General features: G+C 42.9%; 14 protein-coding genes and 4 pseudogenes. 4 read left to right on the top strand and 14 right to left on the bottom strand.

Going from position 1 to position 19157, the window contains the following annotated elements:
* Window positions 1-62: 62 nt before the first annotated feature.
* The 3 genes and pseudogenes from spxB to ABUE36_RS00585 form a co-directional block, all read right to left on the bottom strand.
* Entirely contained in the window at window positions 63-1838 is a 1776-nt protein-coding gene (spxB, locus tag ABUE36_RS00595; RefSeq protein WP_421017494.1) for a pyruvate oxidase, read from the bottom strand.
* Window positions 1828-2757, bottom strand: a complete 930-nt coding sequence (locus ABUE36_RS00590) for an IS30-like element ISLpl1 family transposase (protein ID WP_096109805.1) — start codon at window positions 2755-2757, stop codon at window positions 1828-1830. Before ABUE36_RS00590 ends, spxB begins: the two co-directional genes overlap by 11 nt.
* Before the next feature lie 65 nt (window positions 2758-2822).
* A pseudogene (locus tag ABUE36_RS00585) lies at window positions 2823-2975 on the bottom strand (thiamine pyrophosphate-binding protein); the annotation flags it as partial.
* A 437-nt stretch (window positions 2976-3412) separates the two neighbouring features.
* On the opposite strand from ABUE36_RS00585, the gene ABUE36_RS00580 reads away from it, so the two are divergent.
* Window positions 3413-4186 carry an ABC transporter ATP-binding protein gene (locus ABUE36_RS00580; protein WP_161000703.1) on the top strand — a complete coding sequence of 258 codons (774 nt, stop codon included), beginning with the start codon at window positions 3413-3415 and terminating at the stop codon, window positions 4184-4186.
* Window positions 4187-5884: a hypothetical protein gene (locus tag ABUE36_RS00575; protein ID WP_161000704.1), complete on the top strand. Its 1698-nt coding sequence runs from the start codon at window positions 4187-4189 to the stop codon at window positions 5882-5884.
* 151 nt (window positions 5885-6035) lie between these two features.
* Here the strand turns inward: ABUE36_RS00575 and ABUE36_RS00570 are convergent, their stop codons facing one another.
* The 10 genes and pseudogenes from ABUE36_RS00570 to ABUE36_RS00525 all read right to left on the bottom strand — a co-directional run bounded on the left by ABUE36_RS00570 (window position 6036) and on the right by ABUE36_RS00525 (window position 15025).
* Window positions 6036-6500: a MarR family winged helix-turn-helix transcriptional regulator gene (locus ABUE36_RS00570; RefSeq protein WP_161000705.1), complete on the bottom strand. Its 465-nt coding sequence runs from the start codon at window positions 6498-6500 to the stop codon at window positions 6036-6038.
* Window positions 6501-6624: 124 nt separating this feature from the next.
* Complete coding sequence (locus tag ABUE36_RS00565) at window positions 6625-7749, bottom strand: peptide ABC transporter substrate-binding protein (RefSeq protein WP_421017493.1); 1125 nt, start codon at window positions 7747-7749, stop codon at window positions 6625-6627.
* Window positions 7750-8520: pseudogene (locus tag ABUE36_RS00560) on the bottom strand (IS30 family transposase); the annotation flags it as partial.
* A gap of 60 nt (window positions 8521-8580) precedes the next feature.
* Window positions 8581-9318, bottom strand: a complete 738-nt coding sequence (gene istB, locus ABUE36_RS00555; protein ID WP_014386885.1) for an IS21-like element helper ATPase IstB — start codon at window positions 9316-9318, stop codon at window positions 8581-8583.
* A 9-nt stretch (window positions 9319-9327) separates the two neighbouring features.
* Window positions 9328-10551: an IS21 family transposase gene (gene istA, locus ABUE36_RS00550; RefSeq protein WP_003555353.1), complete on the bottom strand. Its 1224-nt coding sequence runs from the start codon at window positions 10549-10551 to the stop codon at window positions 9328-9330.
* A gap of 104 nt (window positions 10552-10655) precedes the next feature.
* Window positions 10656-10820, bottom strand: a pseudogene (locus ABUE36_RS00545) (helix-turn-helix domain-containing protein); the annotation flags it as partial.
* 99 nt (window positions 10821-10919) lie between these two features.
* A pseudogene (locus ABUE36_RS00540) lies at window positions 10920-11468 on the bottom strand (ABC transporter substrate-binding protein); the annotation flags it as partial.
* A 415-nt stretch (window positions 11469-11883) separates the two neighbouring features.
* Window positions 11884-12480 (bottom strand): helix-turn-helix transcriptional regulator, encoded by a 597-nt coding sequence (locus ABUE36_RS00535; RefSeq protein ID WP_178941779.1) that lies wholly within the window; start codon window positions 12478-12480, stop codon window positions 11884-11886.
* A gap of 242 nt (window positions 12481-12722) precedes the next feature.
* Complete coding sequence (locus tag ABUE36_RS00530; protein WP_287707544.1) at window positions 12723-14093, bottom strand: PTS transporter subunit EIIC; 1371 nt, start codon at window positions 14091-14093, stop codon at window positions 12723-12725.
* A gap of 5 nt (window positions 14094-14098) precedes the next feature.
* Window positions 14099-15025, bottom strand: coding sequence for a glycoside hydrolase family 3 C-terminal domain-containing protein (locus ABUE36_RS00525; protein ID WP_421016991.1), 927 nt, complete (start codon window positions 15023-15025; stop codon window positions 14099-14101).
* A 112-nt stretch (window positions 15026-15137) separates the two neighbouring features.
* Here ABUE36_RS00525 and ABUE36_RS00520 point away from each other — a divergent pair, with 112 nt between their 5' ends.
* On the top strand, window positions 15138-16067 hold the full coding sequence (locus tag ABUE36_RS00520) for an IS30-like element ISLpl1 family transposase (RefSeq protein ID WP_421016461.1): 930 nt from the start codon (window positions 15138-15140) through the stop codon (window positions 16065-16067).
* On the opposite strand, the gene ABUE36_RS00515 is transcribed toward ABUE36_RS00520, so the two are convergent.
* Window positions 16064-17386 carry a glycoside hydrolase family 3 N-terminal domain-containing protein gene (locus ABUE36_RS00515; protein WP_421016990.1) on the bottom strand — a complete coding sequence of 441 codons (1323 nt, stop codon included), beginning with the start codon at window positions 17384-17386 and terminating at the stop codon, window positions 16064-16066. The two genes, ABUE36_RS00520 and ABUE36_RS00515, sit on opposite strands and share 4 nt — an antisense overlap.
* A 269-nt stretch (window positions 17387-17655) precedes the next feature.
* Between ABUE36_RS00515 and ABUE36_RS00510 the strand changes: the two genes are divergently transcribed.
* Window positions 17656-18900, top strand: coding sequence for a peptidoglycan bridge formation glycyltransferase FemA/FemB family protein (locus ABUE36_RS00510; protein ID WP_161000711.1), 1245 nt, complete (start codon window positions 17656-17658; stop codon window positions 18898-18900).
* Window positions 18901-19157 lie beyond the last annotated feature (257 nt).

Below are 19157 nucleotides of genomic sequence, written 5' to 3'. Positions count from 1 at the left end.
TTCGCTGACATTCAATCTCATATTTATCGGTTAGCGAACAAACTCAATGATTAAATTGACAACTAATCTTCCTCAGAAGCCCCAGTTGAAGCATCAATATCGCCTGACTGCGTGTCAGCTTCAGCAGGTGTTTCCTCCTCCGTGTCTTCCGAAGCACCTGTCGATGCATCGGCTTCATCATCACTACTACCGGAGGCTTGCTTCAAAAAGTAGCTAAAGGGCTTCAGTGCCTGAGCTTGATACTTTTCAACAAAGGCATCCACTTTGTCCTTAGGCTGGAAGCTCGGATCAAGGAACATGTGTTGCGTCGTCAATGGCATCTCGTGAGTAAACTTCACGTCGATGACAACTGGCGCACTCGCCTGCTTTGCGGCAGCCATGGCTTGTTTGAAGTCATCCAGTGTCTTAACAGTATAAGCTTCGGCACCCATTCCGCGGGCAATAGCGGCCCAATCCGTTGCTGGCAGATCAACACCGGAGAGTGGTTGATTACTGTCATCTTTTTGTTCAGCTTCGATAAAGCCCAGCGTTTCATTGCTGAAGACGATGTTCACAATATTCAGGTGATACTTAACCTGAGTCAGAATTTCCTCCATCAGCATGGCAAACGCACCGTCACCGCTCAGACTGTATACATCGCGGTGTGGGTAATTGACTTTTGCGGCAATCGCAGCTGGCAAACCATAACCCATGGTTGCGTATTGACCGGAAGTCGTCCATTTTTGATCACCATGAATATCAACTAACCGTTCAAAATTAATGTTGACGTTACCAACATCAACGGCAAAGACAGCTTTATCACTAGCCGTCTGGTTCAGCACGTTAAAGACTGGTTCTGGACGAAGCGGTACTTCTTCGTCATCTTTGAAACTGTCTTGCCAAGCGCGCCAATTTTCTTTATCAGCTAACGCAGCCTTGTAAAAAGCACTTGGTTCCTGCTGTTCACCTTTAGCTGCGATGGCGGCCAATGCTTTCTTAGCGTCAGCGAGAACTGGCACATCGATATGATGACGTTTGCCAAGCTTTTCCGAGTCTACATCAATCTGAATAACCTTCGCCTTTGGAGTAAACAGCATCGAACTAAACGGTGAATCATTACCGACCCAAACAATTAAGTCAGTAGAAAAACCGAGGTCGGCACCAGGTTTAGGTGCAACCCGACCTGTTGAGCCCATGTAGGCTGGATACGTTTCATCCAAAACACCTTTACCCAAAACAGATGAAACCAATGGCATCTTAAACTTTTCGGAAACGGCCTTTAATTCATCAGCGGCACCAAACGCACCTTTACCGAAGTAAATCATGGGCGCCTTAGCCTGTTCAATCAATTTAACGGCTTCATCGATTTTTTGCGGGTCTGGCTCTGGATATAGTGGCGCAACGTGATTAACTGCGTTTGATTCATACGTATCATCAATCATGGCCCAGCCAAAGTCTTTAGGAATCGTCAACACAGCAACGCCGTGATACTTATAAGCGTGCCGAATCCCCTCGTCGACCAGCTGTGGCAAACCTTCAGCGTTCATTGCGGTTTTATTCCAAACAGCAACATCGTTGAAGGCAGGTTCCTCATCCATGGCCTGGAAGAAATCCCGGTTCATGTTACTTGAAGGCACCTGGGCCACAATGGCCAGCAGCGGTGCGTGGTCATGACGAGCATCATATAAGCCATTCATTAAGTGGATGGCACCGGGGCCTGCTGATCCAAAACAAACCCCAATCTTACCAGTTAACTTTGATTCCGCTGAGGCAGCTAATGCGCCAGCCTCTTCGTGACGAACCTGAATGAACTTCAATTTATTACTCTGGTTATGGTAGATTGCAAATTTAATCCGAATTTTTGGACAAATTGGTCAGCATAACCTGATACGGTGTTTTCCAGTCAAGTATTTTAAGCGGTCTCTGGTTAATTTGGAGTAACGTCGTCGTTAAATCTTGAGCACTAATGTGCTCAAAACGAGTCCCCTTAGGATAAAAATAACGTAAATTCCGATTAAAGCGTTCATTACTACCACGTTCAGCTGGCGTATAAGCATGACAGTAATAGGTCTTAATACCATATTGTGATTCAAATGATACTAGCCCACTAAACTCAGTACCACGGTCCACAGTAAAACTGTGCACCGGTCCATTAAAAGTTGTTAGGAACTTAGTCAGTGCTTCATTAACACTCGCTGTCGTTCGGTCCTTTAACCGATATGCCCAAAGGAACCGTGATTTGCGATCGATTAAAGTTAATAAAACTGCCTTACTATGCCCACGAGGGCCAACGACGGTATCTAGTTCAAAATCACCGATGCGATTACGTTGATTAATCATCATGGGACGCTGTTCAATCGATCGCCCCAAAGATTGATTATATTTGGATCGTTGGTCAACGTTACGCCGTTGGCGTACGCCATGTTCAGGTAGATCATTCAAGGAGAAACCAATTCTCCCCTGATTTAGCCAATTATAAATAGATTTAGTCGCTAGTTTAAATTCGTGAGCAATCATTCCTGGTGACCAGCTTAGATGTAAATGGTTGAGAATTGTTTGCTTTAACTCATCGCTCAGCTTAGTTTTCCGACCACATCGTGATCGCTTGTATTCGGCATCTGTTTGTGCTAATTCAGCCTGATAAGGTTGACATCGAGATAATTCATAAGAAATTGTTGACGGTGATCGGTTCAGCCGAACGCCCATTTGGATATTGGACAGCCCTAGTTCACAAAAGGTTTCGATTTTAATTCGTTCGGAATAGGTTATACTAGACAAAAGATCAGCTCCTAAAAGATGGGTTTGTTGTAAACACCATTTTAAAGGAAGCTGATCTTTTTTGTCCGAACAGCGTTCGGATTAATTTTACAATCTACTTTATATAGAGCGTTCATTGTTGAATCAAACGAACCACCAGGGTAACCAAAAATATGATCCACGCCCCACGCTTCAATTACCTTCAATACTGCATCTGAACCACTAATCTTATTGGCCATATCTGGTCTCCTTTCATAAATCATGACAGTTTTTTAATTACTGCTTATCAAAGTTTCAACACAAATTTCCAATATCGAAACTTTGTGAAAAATGAAATCGCTTTCGATGATTAATGTAGGAGTATCTTTTTCATCTGTCAAGCTGTGAAAACATTAACAATGCGTGCATTGAATCTGTTGTCATATTAATATTTACATGACTTTTCATAAAAATCAGTAACTAATGACGAGAACGCATCTTTTTATTTGTGAGAGTAATCCGTTTATCGCGTTTTCACAAATTTTAGCAATTTGTTACACGTGAAACAGAATGAGCGAACTGTCAAATCTTCAATTCATATTTTTTAGATAGCAGTTTTAGCCAGTTCTCTTTTTGCCATTTAAAATCTGTCTTACGGTAAAATAAGAGAAAAGTTATTTTATAGGAGGCGTTTAAAATGGCAGATGTTTTATCGTTGAACCATGTGGCTAAACATTTTGAAAATCATCAGGTGCTAAGAGACGTGACGTTTGCAATTCCAGCTGGTCAAATTGTCGGCTATATCGGTCAAAATGGTGCTGGTAAGAGTACCACTTTAAAAATCATTCTTGGCCTAGAGGAACCTAGTGACGGCGAAATAACTATCTTGGGCCAGTCGCTGCACGATCAACGTGATGCACTTATGCAGCGAATCGGTTATGTACCCGAGAATGCTGATATTTTCGAAGCGCTCACCGCCAACGAATACCTTAGTTTTATTGGGCAACTCTATGGATTAACGGAGGCAGATGCTCGCTACAAAGGGCAACAGTTGCTCACCATTTTAGACAATGGGGACAGCTTCAATAAACCCATCAGCAGTTTTTCGAAAGGCATGCGGCAGAGCGTATTGATTATCGCGAGTCTGCTACACAATCCCGATTTACTGTTTTGGGATGAACCATTGAATGGACTCGACGCCAATACCGTCCTAATTATTGAAGAGGTCTTGGGCAAACTTCGGGATCAAGGCAAAACCATCTTTTACTCGTCTCATATTTTAGATGTCGTTCAGGCCGTTAGTGACCAAATTTTATTACTTCATGATGGCCAGGTAGCGGCCCACGGAACGTTTGCTGACCTATCTAATAGCGCTGACACTACCCTCCAGCAGTTGTTCAACGACATGACCGGTTTCAAAGAACATGGTGAAAAGGCCCAAGCCTTCATTGACGTATTGGGGGTGTCCTAAATGCTCTATAAAAAAAGTAAAACCAACAAAGAAAGTGGGCTACTTGTTTTTTTGGATCGCTTTCAATCACTATTTGCCAAACACAACGTCAATTACAGGCAACTACGACTCATTTTGACATATAAGCTATTACTCGACACTCGTGACACTTCATTTTTCACTGTCTTTATGCAGATGAAAACAGACAACACTAAGAAAGATGACGAGATTCCCACCGCGCGTGGACTTTTACGATCACTGTGGTATTACGGTATCTATGGCGTAATTTTTGGACTATTGCTATTATTCGGAACTTCATTTTCGACCATGTGCTACTTTTTTCTCGCCTATTTCATGATATTATTCACCACTATTTTATCGAGTTTTTCGTCCGTATTACTTGATCCGCGAGATCGACAGATTATTGGCGTTCGTGGCGTTAACAATCAAACGTTGAATGCAGCGCGTTTGATTCACATCAGCTACTATGTTGGTACTATTGCTTTTCTACTCGTTGGTCCAGCGTTTCTGATATTGATTTGGCGAGCATCCCCAGTATTTGCCATCTTGTTTTTAATCGATGTCGTTTTATTCACAATCTTCACATCGTTTGTTGCCTTATTGCTATACTTTGTCATTCTTCATACGTTTAATGGCGACAAGCTACGCAATATGATTAACGTCTTTCAAATTGCTTTTATGATTTTAATCTATGCGGCTGCCCAGTTGCCAAACTTGCTGGATAATCTCAATGTCAGTTTTACGATTTCACCAATATGGCACTGGTGGAGCGTCATCGCTTTTCCATTTTGGTTTGCCGCCCCATTAGCTGCGTGGCAAAGCGCATGGACGCCAAGTCTAATCATCTTCACCGGCTTTGCTATCCTGGGATTAATCTTAAGTGTCGTCTACTACCTTCACATCAGTAGTCAATTTGAAGTTATGTTAGAAAAATTGGGCGTTCATTCGGATAAAACGCCACGTATTGGCGTTTGGCAACGGCTAATGGCCTTGCCATACCGTCACAACCTTCGCAAACGTGAGTATTTCAACCTGGCCTGGCGGCTCAACCAAACAGAACGAGACTATCATCTGCGGGTATATCCTGTTTTAGGGCTCACCGTGGTCATCGTATTCGTTTTTCTTGTCGAATTCGGTATCGACGGCGGTCATTGGGAAGCACTTTTGCAGAATCGTTGGCTAACGCTGACTGTTTACGCAATGTCTTTTAGTATTCCACAACTGATCATTAATCTTCGATACAGTAGTACCCCCGAAGCTGTGAAAGTTTTTAAAGTAATTCCTGAGTTTCATGCACAGGTCTTTCGTCAAACAACTATTTGGATGGTTGTTGCTAGATTATTAATCCCACAAGCGCTGTTGCTTGCGGTGTTATTAACCCCATTACTTGGTTGGCAAGCCTTAATCACGGATATTAATGCAACGCTTTATTCGCTATTAATTTCTCAAATTATTGCTGGGCAAAGCATGAAATTGCCGTTTGCTGCTGTATATACAGCCAGTCAATCCAGTAGTCTTGGCCTAGCCAACTCGTTTATAACCGTGTTAGTCCTCATCCCCGGTGTTGGTCTTAATGCAGTCGCTTTAATTCCAAAATTTGGTTGGGGCAACTTCTTAATTACTGTGGCGTGGCTAATTATTTTGGGAATCACATTACACCGATCAAATAAGGCCGTTGCCATCAGTCCTCAAGGGTAGTCAAAATACAAAAAGTTGAAAAGTAGCAGTCTGAAACAGCTTCGCCTATCACTCGATTCCACAAAAAACGCTGCGCAAGCAAATGAGCCATTAGTGACCCATTTTCTTACACAGCGTTTTTGTATAACTTATTTCTGACTGTCGGCAACAACTACTTGGCGGACAAATCTTCGCCTTCGACAGCTTTTAACCGATCTGACAAATCGAACATTGCTGAACGTGAGTTTACGTAAGTATCGTCATCGTAATTCAGCAAATCCTGACAGTCAGTTACATGTTGGTAAATTTCATCGCGTTTGGACTTCGCCTTAGCCGTCAATTTAACGACAACCTGACGTTCGTCAACCTTTGACCGTGTCCGTTTGACCCAACCATTGGCTTCCAAACGACGTAATAGCGGCGTTAAAGTACCGCTGTCCAAGCTGACACGTTCACCAATTTCATTGACCGTTAACTTGTCCTGTTCCCATAACACGCATAGGGCAATGTATTGTGGGAATGTTAGTCCGTAAGGCTTCAGTGTTTCAATATAAAAATGATTAAATAATTTATTCGCGTTATAAACGGCGACACAAAGCTGGTCGTCGATCAAACGTGGTTTAACGTCTGCTGCCATGGTGATTCCTCCATTTACAATGCCACTTAAAGATCCTTTTTAATATCAACAAGACTATCACACAGGACCCTTAAAAATCCAGTTACATAATTGAGAATCATTCATGACATTTGCCAGACTTTTGTTACTTGATACTAGTGTACTTGTAGTTCCACTGAGTACCAGCCGTGTTATGAATGATTCCCTGAACGTTGTTTTGTTGCAAATAAGCATAGTTTGCCTGATACAGTGGTGTGAAACTTTGTACCTGATTTAAATATTGACTGGCCTGAATCAGATCTTGCCACCGCTTCTCAGAATCGTTAGCATCTATATTTTGGGCGCGATCAATCAAATCATCGTACTTTGTGTCTGACCACTTACCGTAATTATACGCCGTATTTGTCTGAGGAATTTGTAAAAAGGTAATTGGATCGTTAAAATCACCGCCCCAACCTGAAAGCATGATATCGAAATCGCCCTTTTGACCTTGCTGGTTAGCAGCTTTAGAAGGAATTGAGCGAATGTTCAATGTCAGTCCGGGCAAGTTTTTCTCAAGCTGGCTCTTAAGGAATTGTGCCACCATCGGACTCGTGCCATCGTCATCCGTTGACAGCAGGGTAAGTGTGATTTTTTTCTGATCAATTTCTTTCAAACCTGTGGCAAACTTCTTCTTGGCTAATGCCGGTTCATAAGCGACTGTATGGGCAACTTTCTGCTCACTAGCAAAGTCCTTTTTGTTCTTGGCATCAGTGGCTAATCCACCTGGAACAAACCCAGTTGGCACGCGTGAACCATCACCCAAAACCTTTTCAGTCAACTGAGCTCGGTTAACAGACAGCGCGATCGCTTGACGAATGTTTAAATTATTTGTTGCCTTGTTATTTGTGGCATCAGAATCATGAAAATTCCATTTCAAATACGTCATGTAAGAATATGGATACTGACGGAATCGCGGGTCATCTTTGTAGTTTTTAACCTGCTGGTTAGACAATAACGTCAAACTTAATTTCTTTTGATCAAAAATTTCTACACCAGTCGTGTTGTTGCCAATAACTTGGTACGTAATTTTGTGCAACTTAACGACTTTTTTATCCCAGTACTGATTGTTCTTGACGAATTGCCAATGGTTACCGGTACCGTTCCAACCCGTCATCTTAAACGGACCACTGTATACCATATGCTTTGAAGAGGTGGCATACTTCTTACCATATTTATCAACGATTCGTTGGTTCTGCGGCGCAAATAGCGGATACGGTAGATTGCAAATTTAATCCGAATTTTTGGACAAATTGGTCAGCATAACCTGATACGGTGTTTTCCAGTCAAGTATTTTAAGCGGTCTCTGGTTAATTTGGAGTAACGTCGTCGTTAAATCTTGAGCACTAATGTGCTCAAAACGAGTCCCCTTAGGATAAAAATAACGTAAATTCCGATTAAAGCGTTCATTACTACCACGTTCAGCTGGCGTATAAGCATGACAGTAATAGGTCTTAATACCATATTGTGATTCAAATGATACTAGCCCACTAAACTCAGTACCACGGTCCACAGTAAAACTGTGCACCGGTCCATTAAAAGTTGTTAGGAACTTAGTCAGTGCTTCATTAACACTCGCTGTCGTTCGGTCCTTTAACCGATATGCCCAAAGGAACCGTGATTTGCGATCGATTAAAGTTAATAAAACTGCCTTACTATGCCCACGAGGGCCAACGACGGTATCTAGTTCAAAATCACCGATGCGATTACGTTGATTAATCATCATGGGACGCTGTTCAATCGATCGCCCCAAAGATTGATTATATTTGGATCGTTGGTCAACGTTACGCCGTTGGCGTACGCCATGTTCAGGTAGATCATTCAAGGAGAAACCAATTCTCCCCTGATTTAGCCAATTATAAATAGATTTAGTCGCTAGTTTAAATTCGTGAGCAATCATTCCTGGTGACCAGCTTAGATGTAAATGGTTGAGAATTGTTTGCTTTAACTCATCGCTCAGCTTAGTTTTCCGACCACATCGTGATCGCTTGTATTCGGCATCTTGTCAAGGGCAGTTTAAAAATGTAGGTTTTCGGCAGAAAGAAATGTAGGTTTTCGGCAGTTACTTGAGGCCACGTAATCGGTAAGATTTACCAGTGATCTTCACTACGTGAACATGATGAACCAAGCGATCGAGAATGGCTGCTGTCACAGTTGGGTTCTGGAAAATATCAACCCAAGCGGATAGATCACTATTGCTGGTAATGATCGTTGAATGCTTTTCATAGCGGGCATTGACTAGCTGAAATAAGAGGTTAGCTTCTTGGTGACCAATTGGCAAATACCCAATTTCATCAATAATTAATAGGTCATAGCGCGAATAGCGGCTTAGAGATCGATCAAGCAGTCCTTTTTCGTAAGCTGCTCTCAATCTAATCAACAGCTCATGACAATTAATAAAGAGAACCCGACAGCCCTGTTTACAGGCCTCAATCCCAATACTAATTGCCAAGTGGGTTTTACCGACTCCCGGATTGCCAATAAAGATTAAGTTTTCAGACTTTTCCATAAAAGCCAGATTCTGGAATTCCAGAACCTCTTGGCGATTCATACTGGGTTGAAAGCTAAAATCAAATGTATCTAGGGATTTTGTATTGGGGAACCGAGCACGGCCAATGGCCCGTGCAATCTGACCTTCGTGTCGATTCTGGAGTTCCGAATTAGTTAAATCAATTAGCGCCTCAGTTAATGACAGATTATCAGTGTGAATTTGATCAAGGTAATTCGGCAAGTATTCACGGATTTTGTTTAACCCTAAGCGCTCAAGATTATTTAAAAGAATTTGATTATTAGTGGTCATGGTAGCCTCCTATAAGTTGTCGTAATCAGTCATATGTTCACGAATGTAAGCTGAAATGTCTTCATCTGTCCGCCCTTTAAGCAAATCAGATTTGAGGATATTGAACTGATCTTGGGGGTCATAATTCAGCGAATTGGTAGTTATGGAGTGCGTACGAATTTCTTCTCCGTTATAATAAATGTGAATGCGCTGCTCATCATTGGAGATTTCAACAGCAACCGTACAACCAATGTATCGCGGATCTACTGAGTACTTACATTTGCGGAAATTGATCATGGCCTCCTTCGAAACGACACGGGTAATGTTTTCTTCGAAGTATGGTTCAAGGAGATTAACTGGAACGCGATGAAGGTACTCTTTTTCTTCGTCTAACCATTTCAGGTACGGGACTTCGTCCGTGGCCTGCGAAGTTTCATGATTTAGATCATCTCGGAGCATATGAACTAGTTCGATTAGCTCAGTTCCATCAGCAAATTCAGTATTGTATGGCCGTAAACGTTCAACCGTGCGAGCAAGGGCTTCAACTGCACCTTTAGTTTGTGGTCTGAATGGTCGACAAGCAATTGGTGTGAAACCGGCATCTTTACAGAATTCGTGGAACCGTTCGTTAAAGACAGCGTGGCCAAACTGGGATTTTGTATGATCCACAACGGTTTTCATATTATCAAACCAGATTTCCGTCGGAATACCTCCGGTATGAAGGAAAGCGTCGTGTAAGCAAGAAAAGAGGGTATCTTGGCTCCGATCAAAGGTTAGTGTCATATATTTGAGTTTTGAATAAGGCAATACATACAAGAAAATATTGAATTTAAACAGCTCACCCTCGCTGCTCACTAGGGCCATTTCTTCTTTCCAGTCAACTTGAGCAGAGAGACCAGGGGAATGTTCAATCCGAATGGTAGCTTTCTTAACTCGTTCTCGGCGGGTTTGGCGACAATAATCTTTCACGAGGGTATAGCTGCCGGTAAAGCCCTTCTTCTGGATAAATTTAAAAATTGAAGCAGCCGAACAATTTAGTTCAAGCTTTGAATCGATGGTTTGCTTGAATGGATCCAGTAAACTTGGCCGTTTCGGTCGACCACTTGGTCGGCCCTTAAGTCCAGCTTTGACTTCCTCATAGGCTTTCTTAACGGTTCGATAATCAACATTATATTGCCGGGCAATCTCGGCGAAGTTAGGCTTAATATTTTCAGTCACGTAAATCGTCACTCCTTCTCTTAAATCACGTCTCACATCAAATTCCTCCTACACTCTGATGTGATTCATGATACAAAAAATGTAGGAAAACCAACAGTTCTAACCTGCCGTTTTCCTACATTTTACGGGTGCCTTTTACAGGCATCTGTTTGTGCTAATTCAGCCTGATAAGGTTGACATCGAGATAATTCATAAGAAATTGTTGACGGTGATCGGTTCAGCCGAACGCCCATTTGGATATTGGACAGCCCTAGTTCACAAAAGGTTTCGATTTTAATTCGTTCGGAATAGGTTATACTAGACAAAAGATCAGCTCCTAAAAGATGGGTTTGTTGTAAACACCATTTTAAAGGAAGCTGATCTTTTTTGTCCGAACAGCGTTCGGATTAATTTTACAATCTACTATACGCCATCAACAGTTTAAAATACGCAATTGGCCGCTCTAACTGCACAACAACCGTGTTTTTATTCGGTGCACTAATCCCCAACGATTTGACGGACGCTTGACCAGCATTTACACGGTTTGCGTTCTTAATGCCGTCAAACAGGTATGCGTATTGCGACTTAGTTGATGGTGTTAGTGTGCGCCGCCATGAATAAACAAAGTCCTTTGCCGTCAGCGCATCGCCGTTGCTCCACTTTAAGTTTGGTCGCAAATGGAAAGTGTAAGTTTTCCCATCCTGACTAACCTCAGCGGACTTTGCCAAACCGGGCGTAAGACTACCCTTCTTACCTAACCGATAAAAGCTCTCGAATACGTTACCGGTTTGACCATAACCAGTGGCTTTAGACAAATCAATTGTATCTAGCGGTGCTTGGGCCGACAGTTTAAGAGTCTGCCGATCACTGCTAGTGTTTTTCTTGCCACATGCCGTTAGTACCAATGCCATAAGTGCCAGTAATACCGTCATTAACGTGAGAACTCGTCCACGTCGCTTTAAATGTAATTTCATGCTTGTCATACCCCTCAAATTTATTAATTGATGTGGATAAGATTTGCATCAGTGAAACATGAACGACAATATTTTTAAATCGTCCAGCATGCACAAAAAACGCATCTTATCCACGAATGGACAAAATGCGTTGTCACATGATTCTTTTTTACGTTGACCGCCAAACTTCAAACTAGCGTGCCATCGTCATTAAAGAAATCCCGTTGTGTCAACAGACATTGTTCACCATGGTCATCGACTTGGTTGATAAACAGTTTTGACAACAACAGAATTGTTTTAACGACATGTTTGGCACTCCTTTTGCTTAAAATTTATTAGCCCATGACTAACTGAAAGTAAGCATAACCATTTCAGTTCAGCACGTCAACGATTTTTTTATGAGACTTCGAAATTTGAAAAGTTAAACACTCAGTAATCAACTTAGCTGAACGATAAAACGATAAATAAAATATGGAACCATAGCAACTAACGCTAAAATTGCACAACTCAGCGTGAAGGCCAGGACAATTTTTGTTTTGTCCCATCCATCACGCCGCCGATTACGTTGCTGGCGTAACTGATCAACATTTTCGCCATTCATATAAGCGATAATTTCTTTATATGTGTGCACATCAGCTTTGTGATTTAGATAATCTATATGGCAACTGACCAGGAAAGCCGCAACGAAGAAAAATCCGGGAGCTAGAAGCACCCATCCTCCTCTTGGTAAGAACATCGATGGCACTATCGCAATAAACCCAGCAGCCGTCAATCCAAACATCCATTTCACATCACGATCTGTTTTGTCGGTATACACTTTATGTTGCATCACCGCCACATCTCCTTTCACTAATTCATCTAGAGAGGTGTCAAACAGATTGCTAAGCAATAGCAGATTTTCAATGTCTGGGTAATGTCGCCCATTTTCCCAGTTGGAAATCGTTTGTCGCGACACATATAGTCGCTCGGCAAGCTCATCTTGGGTTAATCTTAGTTGCTGACGATGAGACTGAATCTGCTTACCAATATGCATGTTGGCACCTCTCATTTTGAATTGTCTCAGGATACTCAAATTTTACCATCTAAGATGTTTATCAGTCACTCTAAATCGTTTTTACACTGCCATTTGTTGGTGGTTGTTGCTCAGCTTTCCACGCTTTTAGGGTATTCCACTGTGGCGCTGCAAACATGAAAAAAGCGCCAGCATTCAACCGGCACTTCTATTTATTTCCCAGGAAATGTACCAACCCAACACAGCATATTTCGCACTATTAGCTATTTGTTAACGCCTAATTTCGTCTCATCGAAGCCAAAGATTACCGTCAATAAGGTGCTGACAACAAAGGCCACTGAAATGCCAACAATGTACCAAATGAAAGTTGGTGTGGCGAAACCGGGGAGCGTAGTCAAAGCACCGAAAACTGCGGCGACGCCATCAACGTGGAAAAATCCGATAACGGCACCCCCGGAAGCTCCACCTAAGCAGGCGGCGATAAATGGACGGCGCATTGGAATGGCAAATCCCCAAATAGTTGGCTCGCCAATTCCGGCTACTAGCAGTGAGATCAAACCTGAACTGGCTAGGGAACGTGTTTTAGCCATCCGTGCTCGAATCAGCACACCCATTGCGGCACCGGCAATACCAAAGTTAGAGGTGGCCGCCATCGGAATGATGAAGTCGTGCCCTGCACTAGCTAAGTTGCCCCAGATAATCGGAATGATTGACCAATGTAGACCAAAGATAACGAAGACCGGCCACAATCCACCGATCACTGCTCCAGTAATCGTGGAGTTTGCCTTTACCAGCCAAGCCATAATTGCAGCTAATCCTTGTCCTAGATATATGCCGATTGGGCCCACAACGATCAAGACTAAAGGCACAACGACAACTAGTGCTAGCAGCGGCACAAAGATAACTTGTAAGGTAGGCGTAATAATACGTTTGAGACCTTTTTCAGCATAGCTATATAACCAAATTGCTAAGAATGCAGGAATCACGGTTGAAGAATATTGCTGCAGAACCACCGGAATGGTAAAGAAGTGTGTTATCCCGGTGGTCGCACCGTGGTGAAGGAGATTGACAATATTCGGTTCCATCAATGCCGCTACGATCACAGCACTACTAATCTGGTCAACCTTGAAAGCTCGTCCTGCTGAAAATGCCAGCAGGATTGGAAGAAAGTAGAATACTGCATTAGAAGCCGCATACAGAATGTGGTAAGTACTACTATTCGCGCTTAGCCAGTGGAGTTCAGTTGAGAGAACCAGTAAACCACGCAGAATACCGGAACCAGCAAACATCGGAATAATTGGAATGAATATTTGGGAAACAAAGTCGAGTACTCTGCCAACCACATTTTTCGTTTTAATATTAGCGTTGTTCCGCGTTAACGCTTGTGTCAACTGGCTGCCATAATCATCAAATTCAATGTCGTCATTCGGTACCAACTTTAGGTCCGGGCCCTTAAAGCTAACATCGTCCCAGACGGGGATTGCTTTTAACGCTGCAACTTGCTCATCCGTCAGTTTGGTCTTCGTGGTGATTTTCATTAAATCTGTCGACGCTGAGACCGACATCACGTTATCCCGCCCACCAAGTGCGGAAATGACGGGATCAAAATCAAATTTCGTTTTCTTCTTTGCCATCAGAATCACTCCCTTTTACTGTGGGTTGAACGATTAGCAAGCTTCAAAAATTGCGATAGTTGATCACCTGTAGCGCCGAGTGTCAGTACATGCCGTATTGGCATATTCATCAGAAATGCCGCTCCTGGACCAGCAGCCCGCAACTTTTCAAACACGGCATCTAATCCTGACTTGGTAGCAGCCGGGGCCAGTGACGAATCATCCATCACGTCATTGATGTAACTATCTAATGTTACCCGGTCCTGTGCGGCAGCCCAGTTCAACCGAACCGTCTTTTGCATGCGGATGTCATCTGAGGCAGAGCCGACCAGAATGTCGTAACTGCCATTGTCGACCCGCCACCCTGGCTTACTTTCGTCATACCAACTGAACGCACGACGTGGCAACGTTATGCTGACTAACTGACTTTCACCTGCGGCCAGCATTGGTTTTTCAAACCCTGCCAGCGTTTTAACTGGCATTTCAACGGTGCTGGCATGATTGGCAACATAAACTTGAACAGCTTCGCGACCACTTCGTTTGCCAGTGTTCGTGAGCTTAAACGTCACGGCCACTGAATCACCCTGGTCCACGATTTTCAATCCAGAGTACTTAAAAGTCGTGTAGCTAAGGCCGTGCCCAAACGCAAATCTAATCGGCTGCTGTTTTACGTCATAATAGCGATAACCGACAAATAGCCCTTCATGATAATTTTCTTCACTGTAGCTCCGCGCAAACGTGCCATAGGTTGGATTGTCCGCTAGCTTTAACGGAAAGGTTTCCGCTAATTTACCAGATGGATTCACTGCTCCGGATAAAATATCCCAAGTTGCCTCGCCAACCGCTTCACCAGCTAAATAAGTTTCCAAAATAGCGGGTACCTGATCGGCCCACGGCATTTCAACAACAGACCCGTTTTGAAGTACAACAACGACATGTGGGTTGACGCTCAAAATCTGGTTAAGTGGTAGATTGTAAAATTAATCCGAACGCTGTTCGGACAAAAAAGATCAGCTTCCTTTAAAATGGTGTTTACCACAAACCCATCTTTTAGGAGCTGATCTTTTGTCTAGTATAACCTATTCCGAACGAATTAAAATCGAAACCTTTTGTGAACTAGGGCTGTCCAATATCCAAATGGGCGTTCGGCTGAACCGATCACCGTCAACAATTTCTTATGAATTATCTCGATGTCAACCTTATCAGGCTGAATTAGCACAAACAGATGCCGAATACAAGCGATCACGATGTGGTCGGAAAACTAAGCTGAGCGATGAGTTAAAGCAAAAAATTCTCAACCATTTACGTCTAAGCTGGTCACCAGGAATGATTGCTCACGAATTTAAACTAGCTACTAAATCTATTTATAATTGGCTAAATCAGGAGAGAATTGATTTCTCCTTGAATGATCTACCTGAACATGGCGTACGCCAACGGCGTAACGTTGACCAACGATCCAAATATAATCAATCTTTGGGGCGATCAATTGAACAGCGTCCCATGATGATTAATCAACGTAATCGCATCGGCGATTTTGAACTAGATACAGTCGTTGGTCCTCGTGGGCATAGTAAGGCAGTTTTATTAACTTTAATCGATCGAAAATCACGGTTCCTTTGGGCATACCGGTTAAAAGATCGGACGACAGTGACTGTTAATGAAGCACTAACTAAGTTCCTAACCACTTTTAATGGTCCGGTGCACAGCTTTACTGTGGACCGTGGCACTGAGTTTAGTGGGCTAGTATCACTTGAATCACAATATGGTATTAAGACCTATTACTGCCATGCTTATACGCCAGCTGAACGTGGTAGTAATGAACGCTTTAATCGGAATTTACGTTATTTTTATCCTAAAGGGACTCGTTTTGAACACATTAGTGCTCAAGATTTAACGACGACGTTACTCCAAATTAACCAGCGACCGCTTAAAATACTCGACTGGCAAACACCGTATCAGGTTATGCTGACAAATTTGTCCAAAAATTCGGATTAAATTTGCAATCTACCAAGTAACTTTACTTGTGCTTCCGGCAAGGACATCGTCGTTTTATCGAATCCCTCAGATTCCATGGATTCTGGAAAACCGGCAAAGAACACGACCTTATCGGCATCCTGAGCATTGGCCACCGCTTCATCTATCATGGATTGGTCTGCACCGTCGCCTTCAATTGCATATCCGGGTGCATAAGTGATGTCGTTTGGCAATGCACGGGCGACATCCAATGGTGTGACGACCTGATAAGCATTCACGTGGGAACTACCACTGCCCTGATAACGCGGTTGGTTAGCAAACGCACCAATGATAGCTAACCGATCTTGCGGTTTGATCGGCAGCATGTCCGACTCGTTCTTCAACAAAATGAGCCCATCGTCGGCCGCTTCACGGGCCTTAATATGTTGCTCGTCCATGGGATACGGCGAGACTTCTTGAGTACTGCCCCACTTTTCAACGGTTTTTAAGACGTACAGCACAGCCCGATTCAACGTTGCCATGCTTAGCTCACCACTTTTGACACCGTTAATTACAGCATCTTCTGATTCTGGTGAGTGCCCTGGCATCTCTAAATCCAAACCAGCTCTCAGGGCCGCCACTTGGTCAACCACGGCGCCCCAATCCGACAGAATTAGACCATCGAATCCCCACTCGTGTCGCAAAACATCTGTTAATAACCACTGATTTTGGGAATTTAATGTCCCATTAATGGCGTTATACGACACCATTACGCTAGCTGGATGGGCTTCGACCACGACTTTTTCAAACGCCGCCAGGTAAATTTCCCGCAATACTCGTTCACTCATGTTGGAGGAGTTGGTAAAGCGTTGGCTTTCACGATTATTAGCCGCAAAGTGTTTGATGCTGACACCGACACCCATCTCTTGAACACCGCGCACATATGCAGCCGCTATTTCTCCCGTCAAATATGGATCTTCAGAGAAGTACTCAAAGTTGCGGCCAGCCAACGGACTTCGTTTGATATTCATGCCTGGCCCCAGCAATAAGCTGATCTGCTCGTGACTGGCGGCAGTTCCGAGCGCTTTACCGGTGTCATGCATCATCTCGCGATCAAACGTACTAGCGGCCAACGCCGACCCAGGAAAATTAACGGCCGTTACACTCTTATTAACGCCCGTCGCATCTGTTCCTTCTTCCTGTTTGCGCAATCCGGAAGGCCCGTCTGTCATCATCATCCGCCCAACATTGAGACGCTGAACGCCAGCGGTATACCAAAAATCTTTACCAGAAACTAAGGCGGCCTTTTCAGCCAGTGTTAACTGATCGACAAAAGCCTCATCAACTTTAAATTGTTTCATTTTTCGCACCCCATTTGTCAGATATGTTTAACAATCATCTTTTCAGACACATGCTAAACCGCAGCAAACGGCGCTCGCATTAAAAACGTTTTCATTTCAATAAATAACAGTATTAATATTTCTGGTGCATAGTTAGGTCACCATCTTTTAAAACTACAGATAATTTTCTTAAGAAAATTTCTTGTTACCGTTTTAATAATCAACTTTAAGGCCATTTAAAGGTCGAACCCTGATAGTGAGTCTAATCTTGATTTGATGGAGGTTTGCCTATGTTAACTGTAAAAGAAATTGATCCTACCGAATTTATGTCGTTTGAACAACATTGTCCGACCGGCAATTTTTATCAAACCGTCTGGCAACAACGACTCTTATTACGGGAGCATAACCTCACCACGTTTCGTGGCCTATATGAAGACGATGAATTAGTTATGGCCGCACTGTTGGTTGGTCGAAAAATTCATTTCGGTTATCGGTTCGAAGTATACGGTGGACCAGTAATTGCACCGGACAAAGCCAGCGCCGATCGATTGCGCGTCTTTCTTGCCGACTTGGAGCAATATGCCTTCCAGCATCAAGGACTCGAATTGAAGCTAGTACCGAATTTAGACTTTCACATCCTAGACAACAACGGCACGATCATTGATTCGCAAAATGAAGCACTAGCGCAAGCACTCTCTGAAATCGGCTACCGATACGCTGACTTCAAGTCAGTTGGGTATAAGACCGCTATGCACGCTAATCACTACGTTTATAAAAAGGATCTAAGTCACTTGAACGCTGATACTCTGACTAAAAGTTACGGGTCTAAAACGCGCTATAGCCTCAATAAAGCCAAAGAGTTTGGCGTCACCCTCCGACAAATTCCATTTGATGAACTCAGTGAGTTTAAATACAACACTAATAAAACGGCTGAGCGGTTACACTTTGCAGACAAGCCACTCACCTATTACCAAGATGCTTTTGAAACGTATGGCAACCGGGTTCAGTTTGTCGTTGCGGAACTGAATTTGGATAATTATATTGCCATTTATCAGAAAAAAATCACGCACAACGATGCACAAATCAACGAACTGACTGCCAAGCATAAAGGTTACAACGAAGCCAAGATTGCTGAACTCAAACGTCAATCAAACAATCACACGCGAAAAATCGCCCAGGCTAAAATGTTTGCTGACGAATATGGCACGACGTTAAATATCGCCGGTGCAATGTTTATCATCCAACCACAAGAAATGGACTATGTTTTCAGTTACACAAACGAAGAATTCAAGATGTTTCGTGGCCCATTTCTCATTCAGGATGCCATGATGCACGAGGCAATCCGGCAGCACATCCAAACGTACAATTTTCTTGGTATTGCCGGTGAGTTCGATGGCTCTGATGGCGTGTTTGAGTTCAAAAAAGGATTTAATGGTTATCCAGCGGAAGAAATTGGTGAATTTACCAAGATTTTACGACCAGCAAAATACCAAATCATTTCAACATTAAGAGGTCTCAAACAGCTTGTTTCTTAAAAATCGCGTCGCTATTTCAAATGTGTAGTGCTTATTAACAGTTAAATTACGCAACAAATAAATAGTCACGCTTGTGAATTTTGTTTATTATCTATGAAAGCGATTCCGTGAAAACAGCAAGATAATAACTAGCATATAATCCTTGCAATAATCGAGTTTGTGAATCATTAAAAATGGTCTTGATAATTGTAACTTTTATAGTTATAGTTTATTTGTGAATGAGTTGTTAAATGTTTTCACAAATAATGAAAGAAGGT

The sequence above is a fragment of the Furfurilactobacillus cerevisiae genome (assembly GCF_048961765.1).
Classification (GTDB): Bacteria; Bacillota; Bacilli; order Lactobacillales; family Lactobacillaceae; genus Furfurilactobacillus; species Furfurilactobacillus milii_A.
Note: the sequence above shows the minus strand (reverse complement) of the source record. Positions and strands in the feature narration are given on the sequence as shown.

Excerpts from the sequence above, each read along its gene's own strand:
- ABUE36_RS00580 (WP_161000703.1), top strand. The coding sequence starts at position 3,413 with ATGGCAGATGTTTTATCGTTGAACCATGTGGCTAAACATTTTGAAAAT.
- ABUE36_RS00575 (WP_161000704.1), top strand. The coding sequence starts at position 4,187 with ATGCTCTATAAAAAAAGTAAAACCAACAAAGAAAGTGGGCTACTTGTT.
- ABUE36_RS00570 (WP_161000705.1), bottom strand. The coding sequence starts at position 6,500 with ATGGCAGCAGACGTTAAACCACGTTTGATCGACGACCAGCTTTGTGTC.
- istB (WP_014386885.1), bottom strand. The coding sequence starts at position 9,318 with ATGACCACTAATAATCAAATTCTTTTAAATAATCTTGAGCGCTTAGGG.
- ABUE36_RS00535 (WP_178941779.1), bottom strand. The coding sequence starts at position 12,480 with ATGCATATTGGTAAGCAGATTCAGTCTCATCGTCAGCAACTAAGATTA.
- ABUE36_RS00530 (WP_287707544.1), bottom strand. The coding sequence starts at position 14,093 with ATGGCAAAGAAGAAAACGAAATTTGATTTTGATCCCGTCATTTCCGCA.
- ABUE36_RS00515 (WP_421016990.1), bottom strand. The coding sequence starts at position 17,386 with ATGAAACAATTTAAAGTTGATGAGGCTTTTGTCGATCAGTTAACACTG.
- ABUE36_RS00510 (WP_161000711.1), top strand. The coding sequence starts at position 17,656 with ATGTTAACTGTAAAAGAAATTGATCCTACCGAATTTATGTCGTTTGAA.